We start from the raw sequence: 16,021 nt of genomic DNA, 5'->3' as shown, positions 1-16,021 counted from the left end.
TCCTACTGTTTCTGTGCGGTAATATTTACCCACTCACCCTGATGATTGATTTCCACTACAGTAAGTCCTGCTGCTTCCATCGCTTCTTTTACTTCGTTTTCCTTAAAATCAATGATGCCGGAAGTGATAAAATAACCACCCTGTTTTAATCTGGCCGGAATGACCGGTGCCATGGCAATGATAACTGGTGCTAAAATATTTGCCACAACAATCTCATATTCCTCTGTCCCAACCTTTTCCTGAAGTTCTTCATCATCAATCAGATTTCCCACATAAAAGGTTCCCAGAGACAAATCGAGATGGTTTACCTGCATATTATCCCTTGTAGAAGTCATGCAGTCTGCATCCAGATCCGTTCCCACGACTTCTCTTGCGCCGAGTTTTAATGCCACAATCGATAAAATTCCACTGCCACATCCCACATCCAGTACTTTCGGATGTTTTCCTTCCACATATTTCTGTAACTGCCGGATGCAAAGCTGTGTCGTTTCATGTTTTCCTGTTCCGAAAGAAATTCCCGGATCGATCTCAATCAGAAATTTATCTTTGTCTTCTTCCTTTAATTCTTCCCAGGTCGGTTTGATTAATATATCATCAATGGTAAAAGAAGTAAAATATTTTTTCCAGTTATTGATCCAGTCAAGATCTTCTGTTTCGGAAGATGTAATGACACCGCTTCCCACTTCCACCATGTCACGCAGTTTCTCGAGTCCGATCTTTACCTGCTTTAAAATCTCCGTCTGATCACTGCCGTCTTCTTCCACATAAAAGCTCACATGGCTGATGCCCTCATCCGGAGGAAGTTCCGGCAGAAAATCAATAAACATATCCGCCTGGTCTTCTTTGGTAAGCGGAATATTGTCTTCAATCTCTATTCCCTCAATGCCCAGATCCATCAGCATGGAACTCATAAAATCCTCTGCTGCGGTCGTTGTCTCAATTGTATATTTTTTCCACTTCATGTTACCATCCTCTCAATTCTACACTAAGGCATACTGTATATATCATACCTTATTTCCAATAAAATTTCAAGAAAACATTGTACATCAAAAAAACCCATGTTATAATATAGGGGTTAAGTTGATAGTTATACAGTTATAGGAGAAAACAATAAATGGATAAACGCAATCTTGTAGAAGGACTTCAGAAAGCATTCAACACCGATGACCGGCAGCGAAATACTTCTGATACCAGTGATGTAGAATATAAAGAGAACACCAATACTCTCTATATCAAAAAACAGAGAACCTACAATATGGAAGAAAACATTCAGTCCGCCACTGCCATGTCAGAGGAGGAGATTTTTAAGCGTCTTCATGAGGAACGACATTAAACATGTTAAACATGCATAAAACAGCCATACGGTCTGCGGACAGACCGTATGGCTGTTTTAATTTTTGTACACAGCACAAAGCTTATGATACTCACTGTTAATTTCCTGAACGGTATTCTTATCCCCATCCAGATTATCCGGATGATAAATTTTGATCAGGTCTTTATAACGTTTCTTAAGAGACTGTCTGCTCTCTACTCCGGAGAAGAACATTTCTCCTCTGATAACAGGCTGCTCTGCTGTCACGGAAAAATCGCTTACCCGCTGATAGAAAGCTTTCTGCTTCTTCACATGTTCTTTCTCTGTTGCAAGTTTCACCAGTTCTTCTTCGAGTATTTTAAATTTCATATTGAAAAGCTTCTGCTGCTGTTCCAGACGGCGGTCTTCAATCTCCACCCGCCGGGTAAATTCCCGCCGTTCACGCTCCAGCGTGCGGCGCTGCTCCTCCAAAGCTTTACGTTCTTCTTCCAGCGTCATCCCCCACATGCCTCCGTATCCGTACACACATGCTGCCAATAATACTAACAGACTCATCATACAATACTTTGTACCAGATTACTATAGGCGATTTGTACTAATGTTCATCGAAAGATTCTTTGATTTTGTCCATAAAACCCTTCTTTTTTTCTTTTCCGGTCTGTGCTCCGCCCTCTTTATTCAGGGAATTTCCCGTCAATTCATCAAATTTACGCAACGCCTCTTTTGCCTCTTTGTTTAAGCCCGTCGGCGTGTTGACAATCAGTGTTACATAATGGTCTCCACGTACTGCCTTGTTTCGGATCGATGGTACTCCTTTGCCTTTCAGGCGGATTCTCGTTCCGCTCTGGGTACCCGGTGCAACGGTATAGATGATATCTCCGTCCACCGTCCTGATACGGATATCCCCGCCCAGTGCTGCAATACCAAAGGAAATCGAAGCATTGGAAAATATATTCATGTCCTGACGTTCAAACGCATTGCTTCTGGAAACAAGAACTTCTACCAGAAGATCTCCTCTCGGACCTCCGTTTCGTCCCGGTTCTCCGTAACCTCTGACACGAACAGACTGTCCATTATCAATTCCGGCCGGAATCTCTACGGTCTTTCGTACTTTCTTTGAGATATATCCCGTTCCCCGGCAATCCGGACATTTTTCACGGATCACCTTACCGGTACCGCCGCAATCCGGACAGGTCTGCACATTCTGCATCATGCCAAACAAAGACTGCTGGGAATATACCACTTTCCCTTTTCCCCCGCACTTGCTGCAGGTTTCCGGTGAAGTTCCCGGTTTTGCCCCGGTTCCGTGACAGGTCTTACATTCTTCTTTATACGGGAACTCAAGTTCCTTAGAACATCCAAACACAGCTTCTTCAAACGTAATACGGACGGTAAGACGTACACTTGCGCCCTGCGCCGGTCCGTTATTGTTGCTGTTTCGTCTTCCGCCACCGAAAAAGTCTCCGAAAATATCGCCAAAGATATCTCCCATATCCATGCCGGAAAAATCGAATCCACCTGCACCGCCGGCGCCTCCATCAAACGCAGCATGACCAAACTGATCATACTGTCTGCGCTTTTCCGGATCACTCAAAACGGCATATGCCTCCTGCGCTTCCTTAAATTTTTCCTCACACTCTTTATCTCCCGGATGCATATCCGGATGATACTTCTTGGCGGTTGTACGGAAAGCTTTTTTTATTTCTGCTTCCGTTGCGGTCTTTGGAATTCCAAGGACCTCGTAATAATCTCTTTTCTCTGCCATAATATTAATCCCTTATAGTACGCATAGGGTTTCCGGAAAACCGGAAACCCCACGCTTTGTCTATTTATTTTCTAAATTAAACCTCTTTGAAATCTGCATCGATGACATCATCATCTGCACCATTTGCTCCTGCTCCGGTGTTTGCTCCTGCTGCAGAACCCATATCAGGACCTGCTCCCGGATTCGGGCCTGCGCCTGTTGCACCCTGTGCTGCCTGTGCCTGCTCATACATCTTTGCAAATACCTTCTGTGCACTCTGTGTCAGTTTCTCCTGTGCTGCCTTTAATTCAGCAACATCTGCATCTGTCATCTGCTCTGCTTCCTTGTGTGCATCCAGAAAAGCCTTTACTGCTGCAACGTCAGCTTCTACTGCTGACTTGTCTGCAGGATCAACCTGATCTCCTACCTGCTTTAATGCATCCTCTGTCTGGAATACAAAGCTCTCAGCTTCATTTCTGGCATCGATTGCTTCTTTTCTCTTCTTATCCTGTGCTTCAAACTCAGCAGCTTCCTTAACAGCCTTATCGATTTCTTCATCTGACATGTTAGATCCGGCTGTGATTGTGATATGCTGCTCTTTGCCTGTTCCAAGATCCTTGGCAGATACATTTACAATACCGTTTGCATCGATATCGAATGTAACCTCGATCTGTGGAACACCACGACGTGCTGGCGGGATACCATCCAGACGGAACTGTCCGAGAGATTTGTTATCTCTTGCGAACTGACGCTCACCCTGTACAACGTTGATATCTACAGCGGTCTGGTTATCTGCTGCGGTAGAGAAGATCTGGCTCTTCTTCGTAGGAATGGTAGTATTTCTCTCGATCAGACGGGTTGCAATACCACCCATGGTCTCGATAGAAAGTGACAGTGGTGTTACATCGAGAAGTAAGATCTCGCCGGCACCTGCATCACCTGCTAATTTACCACCCTGAATAGAAGCACCGATTGCTACACACTCATCCGGGTTTAAGGACTTGCTTGGCTCTTTGCCTGTCATCTGTCTTACCTTATCCTGTACAGCCGGGATACGTGTAGAACCACCAACCAGAAGAACCTGACCTAAATCTGCATTTGTAAGACCTGCATCCTTCATAGCGTTCTGTACCGGTACTGCAGTTCTCTCTACGAGATCATGTGTTAATTCATCAAATTTTGCTCTGGTGAGGTTCATATCAAAGTGCTTTGGTCCCTCAGCAGTAGCTGTGATGAATGGTAAGTTAATATTTGTAGTAGTTGCGGAAGAAAGTTCCTTCTTTGCTTTCTCGGCAGCTTCTTTTAATCTCTGTAAAGCCATCTTGTCGGTAGAAAGATCAACACCCTCTGCCTTCTTAAACTCATCGATCATCCACTGTGTGATCTTGTTATCAAAATCATCACCACCAAGATGTGTATCACCGTTGGTAGATAATACTTCGATGACACCGTCACCGATCTCAATGATAGATACATCAAATGTACCACCACCAAGGTCATATACCATGATCTTTTGTTCTTTTTCGTTATCAAGGCCATATGCAAGTGCTGCTGCAGTAGGCTCGTTGATGATACGCTTTACATCCAGACCTGCAATCTTTCCGGCATCCTTGGTTGCCTGACGCTGTGCATCGTTGAAATATGCAGGAACTGTAATAACAGCTTCTGTAACCTTTTCTCCAAGGTATCCTTCTGCATCAGCCTTTAATTTCTGAAGTACCATAGCGGAAATCTGCTGTGGACTGTACTGTTTGTCATCAATGGCTACTTTATAATCCGTACCCATATGTCTCTTAATGGAAGAAATCGTCTTCTCAGCATTTGTAACAGCCTGACGCTTTGCCGGCTCACCGATGAGACGCTCTCCTGTCTTTGTAAATGCTACAACGGATGGTGTTGTTCTTGCACCTTCCTGGTTTGCAATAACGGTAGGTTTTCCACCTTCCATAACAGCTACACAGCTGTTGGTTGTTCCTAAGTCAATACCAATGATCTTGCCCATTTTCTTTTCCTCCTGCTAAAATTATGATCAAATAAAATTGTTTTGCTAATTTATGATTTACTACTCCATGCGGAATAGGAAATACCTTTATTCGCTGACTACAGCGACCATACTGTGGCGGACCACATTGTCCTTGTAGGTGTAACCTTTTTGTAATTCCTGGGCAACTGTTCCCGGTTCATACTCTTCGCTTTCCACCTGCATAACTGCATTATGGAGATCCGGATCAAATTCCTTTCCCAGTGCCTCAATCGGTTTCACCCCGATGGCATCTAATTCTGTCAGCATCTGCTTATATACTTTATCCATACCGATAACAAAAGCATCATCCTTTTGTTCCTCTGGTACAGCTGCAAGCCCACGCTCGAAATTGTCGATAACCGGGAGAATCTTTTCAATGATTGTTCTTGCTCCCATGTCAAACATCTGCGCTTTTTCTTTTTCCGTACGTTTACGGAAATTATCAAACTCTGCCATCTGACGTTTCAGACGGTCGTTTAAATCTTCGATCTGTTCGTCTTTTTTATCTTTCTTTTTCTTTCCAAAGGCACCCTTTTTTTCGGATTTCTCTTCTTTCTTTGTATCCTTTTCTTCGGCTGCAGTTTCTTTTGTTTCCTCTGCCGCCGTCTCCTTTGTGTCCTTTGTTTCTTCACATGTCTGTTCGGCCTTGGTTTCTTTTGTATCTACTGCCTCTTCTTCCATGACTTTTTTGTTCTCTGCCATGTTTACCACCTTTCTAGGATTGCCCTTTTTCTTTATCAAAAATACCGTCTAACTGGGACTTTAAGTTTTTGAGGTTGTCAACAACATTCTCGTAATCCATCCGTTTCGGACCAACAATTCCGATCGTTCCTTTGACGCCCTCCCCCAGATCATAAGTTGCGGTAACGACACTGCAATCTTTCATCGTCTGTACCGGAGCTTCATTTCCGATATAAACCTGTATTTCATTTCCTTTGCGCTCCCCCTCAGAAAGGGATTCCGTTACCAGATTTACCAGCTCATCTTTTTCCTCAAATGTGGAAAGAAGACCTGCCGCACTCTCTGAATCAGAAAGTTCCGGATATTTCAAAATATTGGTTGCACCGCTTGTGTAGATCTGCAGATCCTCGTTTTCACTCAGCGTCTGTCCCAGTGCATCCAGCACATGGGAAACAATCTCACTGTGCACGCCTGCCTGCTCTTTCAGTTTGGAAATCGTTCCCAGATTGATTTCCTGCAGTGACAGCCCATTCAATGCTGTATTCAGCAGAATGTTCAGTTTCAGTAAAGTTTCGTTGTCGAGCGGTTCTTCCACGTCGATCATCTGATTCTTTACCATGTTGCTGTTCATTACGATAACTGCCAGTATATGTTTCTCATCTACATTGGACAGCTGCATAAACTTTACTTTGTTTCCACTGTAAGTCGGTGCGGAAACAATTGTCGCATAATTGGTGTTGTTTGCAAGCATCTTTGCAACCTTTTTTAATACCTCATCCATCTTCTGGGTTTTTTCTATTACGAAGTCCTTCATTTCTTTGACTTCCCGGTCTTTTTCCTGCATCAGATGATCCACATAAAACCGATAGCCTTTGTCTGAAGGAATTCTTCCTGCTGATGTATGTGGCTGCACGATATAACCAAGTTCTTCAAGATCTGCCATCTCATTGCGGATGGTTGCAGAACTTAAATTCAGATCCGTATATTTTGAAATGGTTCGTGATCCCACAGGTTCACCGGTTGCAAGATAATTACGGATAACTGCATCCAGAATTTTTACTTTTCTTTCATCCAATTCCATATTCTCGTCTGCCATTTTCCCGTCTCCTGTTCCTGAACCTTCACCGGTTGTTTTTGGTTTGTTAGCACTCATTTACTTAGAGTGCTAATATCGTTCTGCTATTAAAATAGCACCAAGGTGTTTTTTTGTCAACACCCTGATGCTATTTTATTTTTATTTTATAATTATATTTTATAAAAGAAACTTCGCCATCACGTAGTTGGCCAGATCCATCCCCTTGTCGGTCAGTGCAATCCTGCCAGCAACCATCTGCAAAAGTCCCTGTTCTTTCAGCTTGCGAAGTGTTTCCAGATACACGGCCTCAATCGGTACCCCAAAGCTTTGCTCAAATGCTGCTCTGGTTACTCCCTCATTCATCCGCAGCCCCAGAAACATAAATTCCTCCATCTGCTCTTTTCTTGTCAGAATCTGTGCCTGTTCCTGTACACAGCTGCCAATCCAGAGATCCTCTGGTACGGCATGCTCCCCGTCTTTTAAAAACTCTGCCGGAGACTTTTCCTGCAGGTGGTCACAAAATTCTCCATACGCATACAGCTGCCGGGTGTTGGTATACCGGACATTTTCCACCAGGGAAGATGCCCCCAGCCCCAGCCCCAGATAATTTTCTCTGGTCCAGTAGCCGATGTTATGTCTGCAGGCATACCCCGGCTGGGCAAAATTGGAAATTTCATACTGCCGGTATCCCGCCTGTTTCAATACATCCTGCGTGGCCTTATAAATGCGGTATACCTCATCCTCGTCCGGAAGAATCTCCGTATGAAGTCCGGCTTCCTGCTTCACTGCGTCAAACTTATACCGTTCATAAAACGGTGTCCCCTTTTCTATGATCAGGGAATATGCCGAAATATGTTCCGGTTTCAGCCGGATCACCGTCTGCAGGGATTCTAAAAATTTGTCCAGCGTCTGGTAAGGCAGACCGCTCATCAGATCAATATTGATATTTTCAAACCCTGCATTTCTCGCCAGCTCATACGTTTTTAAAAACTGATCATACGTGTGAATTCTTCCAAGTGCTTTCAGCTCCTCATTGTTTGTTGACTGCAGTCCGATCGAGAGGCGGTTGATCCCCGCACTCTGATAAACATTCAGTTTCTTTGCCGTCACCGTTCCCGGATTGCACTCGATGCTGATCTCCGCATCCGCCTCCACATGAAAACTCGAAGCAACCTGCTGCAGCACGGTGTAAATCAGATTTTCCTCCAGCCAGCTCGGCGTGCCCCCTCCGATATAAATTGTCGGGACATGATAATCCCCAAGCAGATTTCCGTAATAACGGATTTCCTGCAGCAGGGCATGCACATATCTGATCTGTGTATTGCTGTCTGCCGGAAAGGACAGGAAATCACAGTAATCACACTTTTTCACGCAAAAAGGGATATGAATATATAATTCCAGTTTCTTTTCATTCATAGAATCAGTCTTCATCCAGTTTCAATACACTCATGAATGCCTCCTGCGGCACTTCTACGCTGCCGACCTGACGCATTCTCTTCTTTCCTTCCTTCTGTTTCTCCAGAAGCTTTTTCTTACGGGAAATATCACCGCCGTAACATTTTGCCAGGACATCCTTGCGCATGGCCTTAACCGTTTCACGAGCGATGACTTTTCCGTTTACGGCTGCCTGAATCGGGATTTCAAACAGATGTCTCGGAATCTCTTCTTTCAGACGCTCACACATTTTACGGCCTCTGTCATATGCACTGTCTTTGAATACAATAAAGGATAAGGCGTCCACCATCTCCTTATTAATAAGAATATCCAGTTTGACAAGGTCGGAACGGACATATCCTTTCATTTCATAATCAAAAGAGGCATATCCGCGGGACCGCGACTTTAATGCATCAAAGAAATCGTAAATAATCTCATTCAGTGGCATATCATATTTGATCACGGCACGGGTTGCTTCAATATAATCCATGCTGATATAAATACCGCGGCGTTCCTGACAAAGCTTCATAATTGCCCCGACATACTCGCTGGTTACCATGATCTCTGCCGATACAAACGGTTCCTCCATGTATTCAATCTCCGAAGGGTCCGGCAGATTGGACGGATTGGTCAGGTCAAACACTTCTCCGTTGGTCTTGTGCACCTTATAAATAACACCGGGTGCCGTAGTCACAAGATCCAGATTAAACTCACGCTCTAAACGCTCCTGAATAATCTCAAGATGCAGTAATCCAAGGAATCCGCAACGGAATCCAAATCCCAGGGCAAGGGACGTCTCCGGTTCATACTGTAACGATGCATCATTGACCTGCAGTTTTTCAAGCGCATCCCGCAGATCCGGATACTTGGCAGAGTCTGCCGGATATAATCCGCAGTACACCATCGGATTGACCTTTTTATATCCCGGAAGCGGTTCTGCACACGGGCGGTCGAGCTCTGTCACAGTGTCTCCGACACGTGTATCGCGCACATTTTTAATGCTCGCTGCGATATATCCAACCATGCCTGCGGAAAGCTCGTCACACGGAATAAACTGCCCGGCACCGAAATATCCCACTTCTGTCACCAGATCCTCGGCTCCTGTGGCCATCATTTTGATTTTGGTTCCCACTTTGACGGTACCTTCCTTGATCCGGCAGAAAACAATTACACCCTTATAGGAATCATACAGCGCATCGAAGATCAACGCCTTAAGCGGTGCCTTCGGATCTCCGGCAGGTGCCGGAATCTTTGTCACGATCTGTTCAAGCACTTCCTCAATATTCAGTCCGGTCTTTGCAGAAATACGCGGGGCATCCATCGCCTCGATACCGATCACATCCTCGATTTCCTGTGCGACCTCTTCCGGGCGTGCACTCGGCAGATCAATCTTATTGATGACCGGAAGCACATCCAGATCATGATCCAGTGCCAGATAGACATTGGCAAGTGTCTGGGCTTCCACCCCCTGTGCGGCATCCACAACCAGGATGGCACCATCACACGCTGCAAGACTCCGGGATACTTCATAATTAAAATCCACGTGTCCCGGCGTATCAATCAGGTTAAAAATATATTCCTCTCCATCCTTTGCCTGATAAATGATGCGCACTGCCTGGGATTTGATCGTGATTCCCCTCTCACGCTCCAGATCCATATTATCGAGAACCTGTGCCTGCATCTCACGGCTGGTCAGCGTTCCTGTTTTTTCTATGATTCGATCCGCAAGTGTAGACTTACCGTGATCAATATGGGCAATAATACAAAAATTACGAATTTTGCTCTGATCGATTGACATCTTATTCCTCTTTTTCTTTCTACTATAATTTATCGTTTGATAAGTACGGTCCATCAGATGCTGATAGAACCTACGCAATGTTACATTATACCGAAAACAGGTCTATAAATCAAACATTGACATCCACTTTTTCCATAATACCTGTTTGGTATCATCGTCCGCAAATGCCGAATGCAGCGAAGCCATATAAATTTTCTCACACATCGGCTCTTGAAACATCCCGGCTTCTGCCAGACGCATATACTCATCCGTACAGCTGGTATCGCTGACGGTACGGTTGTCCGTATTGATGGAAAGCAAAATTCCGGCATCGTAAAATTCCCTAAACGGATAGTCTGTAAAATCCGTGACCGCCTTTGTCTGCAGATTACTCGTCGGACACAGTTCCACTCCGATCTTTTTCTCTGCAACTTCCTTCTTTAATTCCTCGTCCCCGCTCATGGCAATTCCGTGACCGATCCGCGATGTTCCCAGTTCAATGGCCGTACGGATTTCTTCCCTGCTTCCACATTCTCCTGCATGGATGGTATATGGCATGCCATATTTTTTTGCAGTGGCAAATACGTCCGCAAACGCTGCTGTCGGGTACGCCTTTTCATCCCCTGCCAGATCACAGGCAACAACACCGTTTCCGAGAAATTCCCGCGCTTCTTTTAACATGGCAATATTTTTTTCGGTTTCCAGATTGCGCATGGTGCAGACAATCATTCCGGTCAGGATGTCCGCTTTTTCTTCTGCTTTTTTCAGGCCATCCCGGACGCTCTCTAAGATTTCCCGGACCGAAAGCCCCTGTTCCATGGAAAATGCAGGTGCAAAACGCACTTCCAGATATTTGACCTGTTCTTTTGCAGCAGAAAGTGCCAGATCCTGTGCTGCTGCCGAAAGCCCCTCCTTCGTCTGCAGACAGCCAAGCGGCAGTTCAAACTTCTCCAGATACTCTGCCAGTGAACTGCAGTCCATCGGTGCCACCAGTTTTTCCCGCAGTTCTTCCAGCCCCAGCGGCTCTTTTTTCTCCTGCTGCATCAGTTTCTGGATCAGGGGCAGGCTCACCGAACCGTCCAGATGACAGTGCAGCTCTATTTTTGGCATATTGTGTGCAATAAATCGATTCATCATCGGCTTTTCCCTCTCTTCTGCAAACTATAACAACGGAAGAAGTGATGTGCCGATCGTATTTGCCGGCATCTGCACTCCAAAATTATCCGCAATGGTCGCCCCGATCACCGCAAATGTATCCTGTGTCGGGAGCGGCCCGCTTCCCTGATCGGATGGCGAATACAAAAGCAGCGGCACCTGCTCTCTTGTGTGATCCGTCCCCTTGTACGTTGGATCGTTTCCATGGTCCGCCGTGATCATCAGCAGATCCTCTTTTTTAAGCAGTGGCATAAGTTCTCCGAGCTTTTTGTCAAACCGCTCGATTTCCTCTCCGTATCCGATCGGATTTCTCCGGTGTCCCCACAGGGCATCAAAATCGACCAGATTGGTAAAGCACAAACCGCAGAAATCGGATTGGGCCAGCGCAATGGTCTGATCCATCCCATGGACACTGCTGGTCGAATGCAGACTTTTTGTAATTCCGTATCCGTCAAAAATATCATGGATCTTTCCGACTGCCAGCACGTCATATCCGGCTTCCTGAAGCGCATTTAATGCTGTTGGCCCGGTCGGTTTCAACGCATAATCCCTGCGGTTGCTGGTTCTGACAAACTCGCCTTTTTTCTTTCCCACATACGGGCGGGCGATCACGCGTCCCACCCTCCACGCATCACGCATCGTCAGTTCCCTGGCAATCTCACAGTAATGATACAGGGTCTCTAATCCCATCGTCTCCTCGTTCCCGCAGATCTGCAGAACCGAATCTGCCGATGTGTACACGATCAGCTTTCCTTCCCTGATTTCCTGCTCGCCGAGTTCCTCTAAAATCTTTGTTCCGCTTTCCGCCCGGTTTCCTATAATTTTTCTGCCGCATCTTTTTTCCAGCTCTGCGATCAGCTCCGGCGGAAATCCATGTTCCGTAAAGGTGATGAAAGGCTTTTTTGTTTCAATCCCCATCATCTCCCAGTGTCCGGTCATGGTGTCTTTTCCGTTACTTTTTTCATTCAGTGCCGCATAATATCCAAGTGGATGTTCCTGCGGCTGTACCTGTTTTAAGGATTTCAGGTTTGCCAGCCCTAAAGATGCCAGGTTTGGAATATAAAAATGTTCCACGGCCTGCGAAATATGCCCTAATGTATCGGCACCTTCATCTCCGAAGCGTGCGGCATCTGCCATCGCTCCCATTCCCATCGAATCGAGTACTATTACAAAAACACGTTTCAATCGTCTGTCCATGATTTACTCCCCTCCCTGTTTCTTAAGATTTTCCGGTCCAAAACTAAAAGGCAGCAGTTCCTCCAGCGTGTGTACTTCATAGTCCTTCTGGGACCTTGCAAGTACAATCTCAAAATCTCCCGGACAGAATTCCCGCATCACCTGTCTGCAGATTCCACACGGACTGCAAAGATCCGTACATTGGTTTTCCTCTGCCGTTTTTGGGTACAAAACACTTCCACCAACGATTGCAATCGCCTGAAATTCCCGCACACCCTCACTGACCGCCTTGTAAAATGCCGTACGTTCGGCACAGTTTGTTGCAGGATAGGAAGCATTTTCTATATTGCATCCCTGATACACAGTTCCGTTTTTGGCCAGAAGAGCCGCACCCACCTGAAAACGGGAATACGGTGTATACGCCCGCTTTCTCGCCTGAAACGCACTCCGGATCAGTTCTTTATAATCTTTCTGCATCTTTATCCTCCTGTATCAGCAATCGAATGGCATCCACAGTTGTAGCGATTGCCTGCGTTGTATCATGCACCTGCACGTTCGGCAGCCCCCTTTTTTCCCGCTCCTGATTGGCAAGGACAAGAAAGCAGGCACCCACACGCACATGCAAAAAACTTCCGGCAATAAAAAGCGCCGCCGATTCCATCTCCGATGCCAGACATCCCATCCTAAGCCATGCCTGCCATTTCTGCGTGAGCTCATAACTTACCGGCATAATCTGTGGCTCATGCTGTCCGAAAAAGGAATCCTTGCTCTGTACAACACCGACATGATGACGTATCCCGCGTTTTTTTGCTGCCTGTACCAGTGCAGTAGTCACTGTAAAATCCGGGACAGCCGGATATTCGACCGGTGCATACTCGCGGCTTGTCCCCTCCATCCGGATCGCTCCGTCTGCAATCACCAGATCTCCGCCAAGTATATTTTCCTGCATTCCGCCGCAGGTGCCTACACGCAAAAACGTGTGTGCACCGCATTTGGAAAGCTCCTCGATGGCAATTGCAGCCGACGGTCCGCCGATTCCGGTGGAAGTCACACTCACCCTGACGCCATCTAACGTTCCGGTGTAAGTCGTAAATTCCCGGTTATCTGCCACCTGCTTTGCATCCGTTAAAAATTCCCCAATCTTTGCACATCGTTTGGGATCTCCCGGCAGGATCACATACTTACCTATGTCCTGCGGTCCCACGCCTGTGTGATACTGTCTGCCTGAGCCTTCTGTATAATCAACCATAAAAATGCCCTCCTCATATAAGTACATTGTAACATTTACAGCCGTTATTTCAACACTTTTGCAAACAGATCTGCAAGTGGTTCCATCGCATTTTTTGCTTCCTCAAACGTATTCGTCTGTGCGCCCACTTCCACCAGCATACTCTTGGGGCAGAAATGCATATTAAAGCGGTACCCTTTTAGATAAATCCGCCTTGTAAAATCCGGATAATATTCCGCAGCGGCAAGCTGCATCTGAAACGAAAACGCCAGATTATCGGAAATATACGGATTTTTTAAATACGGAATATCCCCGGAAGCCGTTGTTCTGCTCAGTCCGTTAAAAAACATGATCTTTGCCATCTTTTTTCCGTTTTGCGTTGTCACCAGACGCGTGTTTTCTCCCACGCCGTCTCTATGTAAATCGATCACTACCTGAATCGATGGATTATCATTTATGATTTTCTGAATCGACGGGGCTGCCTTGGAATATGCATGATCCCGGTCGCCCACATCATATTCTCCTTTATGATGCATGACTTGAAATCCTTCCTCTTCCAACAATTCCGTCAGATAATCTCCCACTCCGACAACACCCGTTTTTTCATCTTTGGAATCGGCATACCGTTCCTGGGAATGGGTATGATAAATTAAAATCTGCGGGCCGTCCACCGACTGGTCAATCCTTAGATCCGGTTTCATCAGCTTATCCACGTCCAGCTGATTTTTCCCGATGGTCGTCGTATTATCAACCTGATAAAAGGTCTGTCTCAGATAATCAAAATCCTGCAGTTTTTTGCGGTTGACAGAAACTTTTTTCCCGGAGGTTTCTGTTTTTTTCTCCGGCTTTTTGGACTCTTTTTGTGTCGGGGTCTCGTCCACATTCTGACTTTCCTGCTGCACTGGCTGTTCCGTTACCGCCTTTTCATTTTCCGCAATGATCTGCTTTGCCTGTTCATTTTCCTCTGCTGCCTGATTCTCATAATACGCCAGGTTTTCCTCCTGTGATTCATACCACAGCCGCTGCTCGTTTTGTGCAATTGCCGGATACATGGAAGCCGTCACATCCCGGTATATATTCGGAATTCCTTCCTCCTGCGCCCCCAATACCCCCGGCACATAGAGATTAAGCACTCCGTTATAAAATTTCAGGGACAGATTCTGCCCCAGAAACTGCACCAGTCCGCCACCCCAGCAATACGCAAAAGCACAGACCAGCACAAAATCTATCGTCACCAGAAAAAGAAGCAATCGTCTCCTCACCCTATCACCACCTTGAGAGAATTATATGCCTTTTCTTTTGTCCCTATTCCTCTTTATCTCCCAGAAGCGCAATATTGAGTCCCTCAGAAATCAGAAAACTTAAATTTTTGATCGAGTCATCAATGTTTTTCGGTGTGACAAAAAGACCATTCAGCTGTGGCGAGAGCAGTTCCCTTGCCAGTTCCTGCCGCTCCCTCTCATCCAGCTTCTGCAGATCCGAAAGCGATAATGCGGAAATAAATTCCGTCATGGCATCCGAGACAATCGTTGCCGCATCCACGACCGTCGGCACACCGAGGGAAATCACGGGAACGCCCACACTTTTGCGGTTGATGGCATTGCGGTGATTGCCGATTCCGCTTCCCGGCGTGATTCCCGTATCCGTCAGCTGGATCGTCCGTCCCAGCCGCCGGATGCTTCTTGCCGCCAGCGCATCGACCGTGATCAGAAAATCCGGTTTCGTCTCTTTTACCACACCCTTTAAGATCTCCACACATTCCATACCGGTCTGCGCCATAACCCCCGGCACGATTCCGCTGACTTTTCCCACATCTTCTCTCTGGAATGCGTACGTTCCGAATTCATTCAGGATGTGGCGGGTGATAAATAAATTATCCACCACTCTCGGTCCCAGCGCATCGGGCGTCACTTCCCGGTTGCCCAGTCCGACAACCAGTGCCGCGACTTCCAGCCCCTTTTTTAAATTTTTTTCAATCTCTTTTCCCGGCAGAAGATTCCGCATGATCTTTGCCAGCTCCAAAGAAATATCCCTGTGGTATCCGGCATCTTCCTCGATCATCTCCGGCGCCTCGATCGTAATGTACGTCCCCTTTGGCCTTCCCATCGCAACAGATGCATTCTCAGTCTCGATCATCACGGTACTGACAATCACTCCATTTTCCCGCCGTTCTTCCAGAACACGGATGCCGCGCATATCTGCCTGGTCTTCCTGCAGCCGCTCCTGTGATTCGAGTGCCAGATCCGTGCGGATCGGATAACTATTTTCCAACATGCCTCTTCCTCCCCTTTTACCATATGCATTTTTGCAGAAATGGTTTCTGGAGATAGTATGTACGGCATAGATTTTTTTATGCCTGAAATTAAAAACCGCAGGGACATTCGTCCCTGCGGTTTATCTGTATTCCTCTGTTTCC

General features: G+C 46.2%; 15 protein-coding genes. 1 reads left to right on the top strand and 14 read right to left on the bottom strand.

Annotation, left to right across the window (positions count from 1 at the left end; all coding sequences use genetic code 11):
• Positions 1-2: 2 nt before the first annotated feature.
• On the bottom strand, positions 3-962 hold the full coding sequence (gene prmA, locus DXD06_RS08255) for a 50S ribosomal protein L11 methyltransferase (RefSeq protein WP_117831312.1): 960 nt from the start codon (positions 960-962) through the stop codon (positions 3-5).
• A gap of 152 nt (positions 963-1,114) precedes the next feature.
• Between prmA and DXD06_RS08250 the strand changes: the two genes are divergently transcribed.
• Positions 1,115-1,333 carry a hypothetical protein gene (locus DXD06_RS08250; protein WP_117831311.1) on the top strand — a complete coding sequence of 73 codons (219 nt, stop codon included), beginning with the start codon at positions 1,115-1,117 and terminating at the stop codon, positions 1,331-1,333.
• Between the two features lie 57 nt (positions 1,334-1,390).
• Here DXD06_RS08250 and DXD06_RS08245 read toward each other — a convergent pair whose 3' ends face one another.
• From DXD06_RS08245 to gpr, 13 genes are all read right to left on the bottom strand, one after another.
• Complete coding sequence (locus DXD06_RS08245) at positions 1,391-1,870, bottom strand: molecular chaperone DnaJ (protein WP_147343616.1); 480 nt, start codon at positions 1,868-1,870, stop codon at positions 1,391-1,393.
• Between the two features lie 37 nt (positions 1,871-1,907).
• Positions 1,908-3,077: a molecular chaperone DnaJ gene (gene dnaJ / locus DXD06_RS08240; protein WP_022046451.1), complete on the bottom strand. Its 1,170-nt coding sequence runs from the start codon at positions 3,075-3,077 to the stop codon at positions 1,908-1,910.
• Positions 3,078-3,153: 76 nt separating this feature from the next.
• A complete protein-coding gene (dnaK, locus tag DXD06_RS08235; RefSeq protein WP_022046452.1) occupies positions 3,154-5,058 on the bottom strand; it encodes a molecular chaperone DnaK in 1,905 nt (634 codons plus the stop codon).
• An 87-nt stretch (positions 5,059-5,145) separates the two neighbouring features.
• Positions 5,146-5,781 carry a nucleotide exchange factor GrpE gene (gene grpE, locus DXD06_RS08230; protein WP_117831309.1) on the bottom strand — a complete coding sequence of 212 codons (636 nt, stop codon included), beginning with the start codon at positions 5,779-5,781 and terminating at the stop codon, positions 5,146-5,148.
• A gap of 13 nt (positions 5,782-5,794) precedes the next feature.
• On the bottom strand, positions 5,795-6,856 hold the full coding sequence (hrcA, locus tag DXD06_RS08225) for a heat-inducible transcriptional repressor HrcA (protein ID WP_117831308.1): 1,062 nt from the start codon (positions 6,854-6,856) through the stop codon (positions 5,795-5,797).
• A 156-nt stretch (positions 6,857-7,012) separates the two neighbouring features.
• Complete coding sequence (gene hemW / locus DXD06_RS08220; protein WP_117831339.1) at positions 7,013-8,251, bottom strand: radical SAM family heme chaperone HemW; 1,239 nt, start codon at positions 8,249-8,251, stop codon at positions 7,013-7,015.
• Positions 8,252-8,255: 4 nt separating this feature from the next.
• Positions 8,256-10,067, bottom strand: coding sequence for a translation elongation factor 4 (lepA, locus tag DXD06_RS08215; RefSeq protein ID WP_022046456.1), 1,812 nt, complete (start codon positions 10,065-10,067; stop codon positions 8,256-8,258).
• Positions 10,068-10,169: 102 nt separating this feature from the next.
• Positions 10,170-11,183 (bottom strand): adenosine deaminase, encoded by a 1,014-nt coding sequence (gene add / locus DXD06_RS08210; RefSeq protein ID WP_055262846.1) that lies wholly within the window; start codon positions 11,181-11,183, stop codon positions 10,170-10,172.
• 24 nt (positions 11,184-11,207) lie between these two features.
• Positions 11,208-12,398: a phosphopentomutase gene (locus DXD06_RS08205; RefSeq protein WP_117831307.1), complete on the bottom strand. Its 1,191-nt coding sequence runs from the start codon at positions 12,396-12,398 to the stop codon at positions 11,208-11,210.
• 3 nt (positions 12,399-12,401) lie between these two features.
• Entirely contained in the window at positions 12,402-12,854 is a 453-nt protein-coding gene (locus DXD06_RS08200) for a cytidine deaminase (RefSeq protein ID WP_117831306.1), read from the bottom strand.
• Positions 12,838-13,626 carry a uridine phosphorylase gene (gene udp / locus DXD06_RS08195; RefSeq protein WP_117831305.1) on the bottom strand — a complete coding sequence of 263 codons (789 nt, stop codon included), beginning with the start codon at positions 13,624-13,626 and terminating at the stop codon, positions 12,838-12,840. The genes DXD06_RS08200 and udp overlap by 17 nt, the downstream gene beginning before the upstream one ends.
• Positions 13,627-13,670: 44 nt before the next feature.
• Entirely contained in the window at positions 13,671-14,867 is a 1,197-nt protein-coding gene (gene spoIIP / locus DXD06_RS08190) for a stage II sporulation protein P (protein ID WP_226947253.1), read from the bottom strand.
• A 43-nt stretch (positions 14,868-14,910) separates the two neighbouring features.
• Positions 14,911-15,879: a GPR endopeptidase gene (gene gpr, locus DXD06_RS08185; RefSeq protein WP_117831304.1), complete on the bottom strand. Its 969-nt coding sequence runs from the start codon at positions 15,877-15,879 to the stop codon at positions 14,911-14,913.
• Positions 15,880-16,021 lie beyond the last annotated feature (142 nt).

Source organism: Roseburia sp. TF10-5, assembly GCF_003462365.1.
Classification (GTDB): Bacteria; Bacillota; Clostridia; order Lachnospirales; family Lachnospiraceae; genus Roseburia; species Roseburia faecis.
Note: the sequence above shows the minus strand (reverse complement) of the source record. Positions and strands in the feature narration are given on the sequence as shown.

Excerpts from the sequence above, each read along its gene's own strand:
- prmA (WP_117831312.1), bottom strand. The coding sequence starts at position 962 with ATGAAGTGGAAAAAATATACAATTGAGACAACGACCGCAGCAGAGGAT.
- DXD06_RS08250 (WP_117831311.1), top strand. The coding sequence starts at position 1,115 with ATGGATAAACGCAATCTTGTAGAAGGACTTCAGAAAGCATTCAACACC.
- DXD06_RS08245 (WP_147343616.1), bottom strand. The coding sequence starts at position 1,870 with ATGATGAGTCTGTTAGTATTATTGGCAGCATGTGTGTACGGATACGGA.
- dnaJ (WP_022046451.1), bottom strand. The coding sequence starts at position 3,077 with ATGGCAGAGAAAAGAGATTATTACGAGGTCCTTGGAATTCCAAAGACC.
- dnaK (WP_022046452.1), bottom strand. The coding sequence starts at position 5,058 with ATGGGCAAGATCATTGGTATTGACTTAGGAACAACCAACAGCTGTGTA.
- grpE (WP_117831309.1), bottom strand. The coding sequence starts at position 5,781 with ATGGCAGAGAACAAAAAAGTCATGGAAGAAGAGGCAGTAGATACAAAA.
- hrcA (WP_117831308.1), bottom strand. The coding sequence starts at position 6,856 with ATGGCAGACGAGAATATGGAATTGGATGAAAGAAAAGTAAAAATTCTG.
- hemW (WP_117831339.1), bottom strand. The coding sequence starts at position 8,251 with ATGAATGAAAAGAAACTGGAATTATATATTCATATCCCTTTTTGCGTG.
- lepA (WP_022046456.1), bottom strand. The coding sequence starts at position 10,067 with ATGTCAATCGATCAGAGCAAAATTCGTAATTTTTGTATTATTGCCCAT.
- add (WP_055262846.1), bottom strand. The coding sequence starts at position 11,183 with ATGATGAATCGATTTATTGCACACAATATGCCAAAAATAGAGCTGCAC.
- DXD06_RS08205 (WP_117831307.1), bottom strand. The coding sequence starts at position 12,398 with ATGGACAGACGATTGAAACGTGTTTTTGTAATAGTACTCGATTCGATG.
- DXD06_RS08200 (WP_117831306.1), bottom strand. The coding sequence starts at position 12,854 with ATGCAGAAAGATTATAAAGAACTGATCCGGAGTGCGTTTCAGGCGAGA.
- udp (WP_117831305.1), bottom strand. The coding sequence starts at position 13,626 with ATGGTTGATTATACAGAAGGCTCAGGCAGACAGTATCACACAGGCGTG.
- gpr (WP_117831304.1), bottom strand. The coding sequence starts at position 15,879 with ATGTTGGAAAATAGTTATCCGATCCGCACGGATCTGGCACTCGAATCA.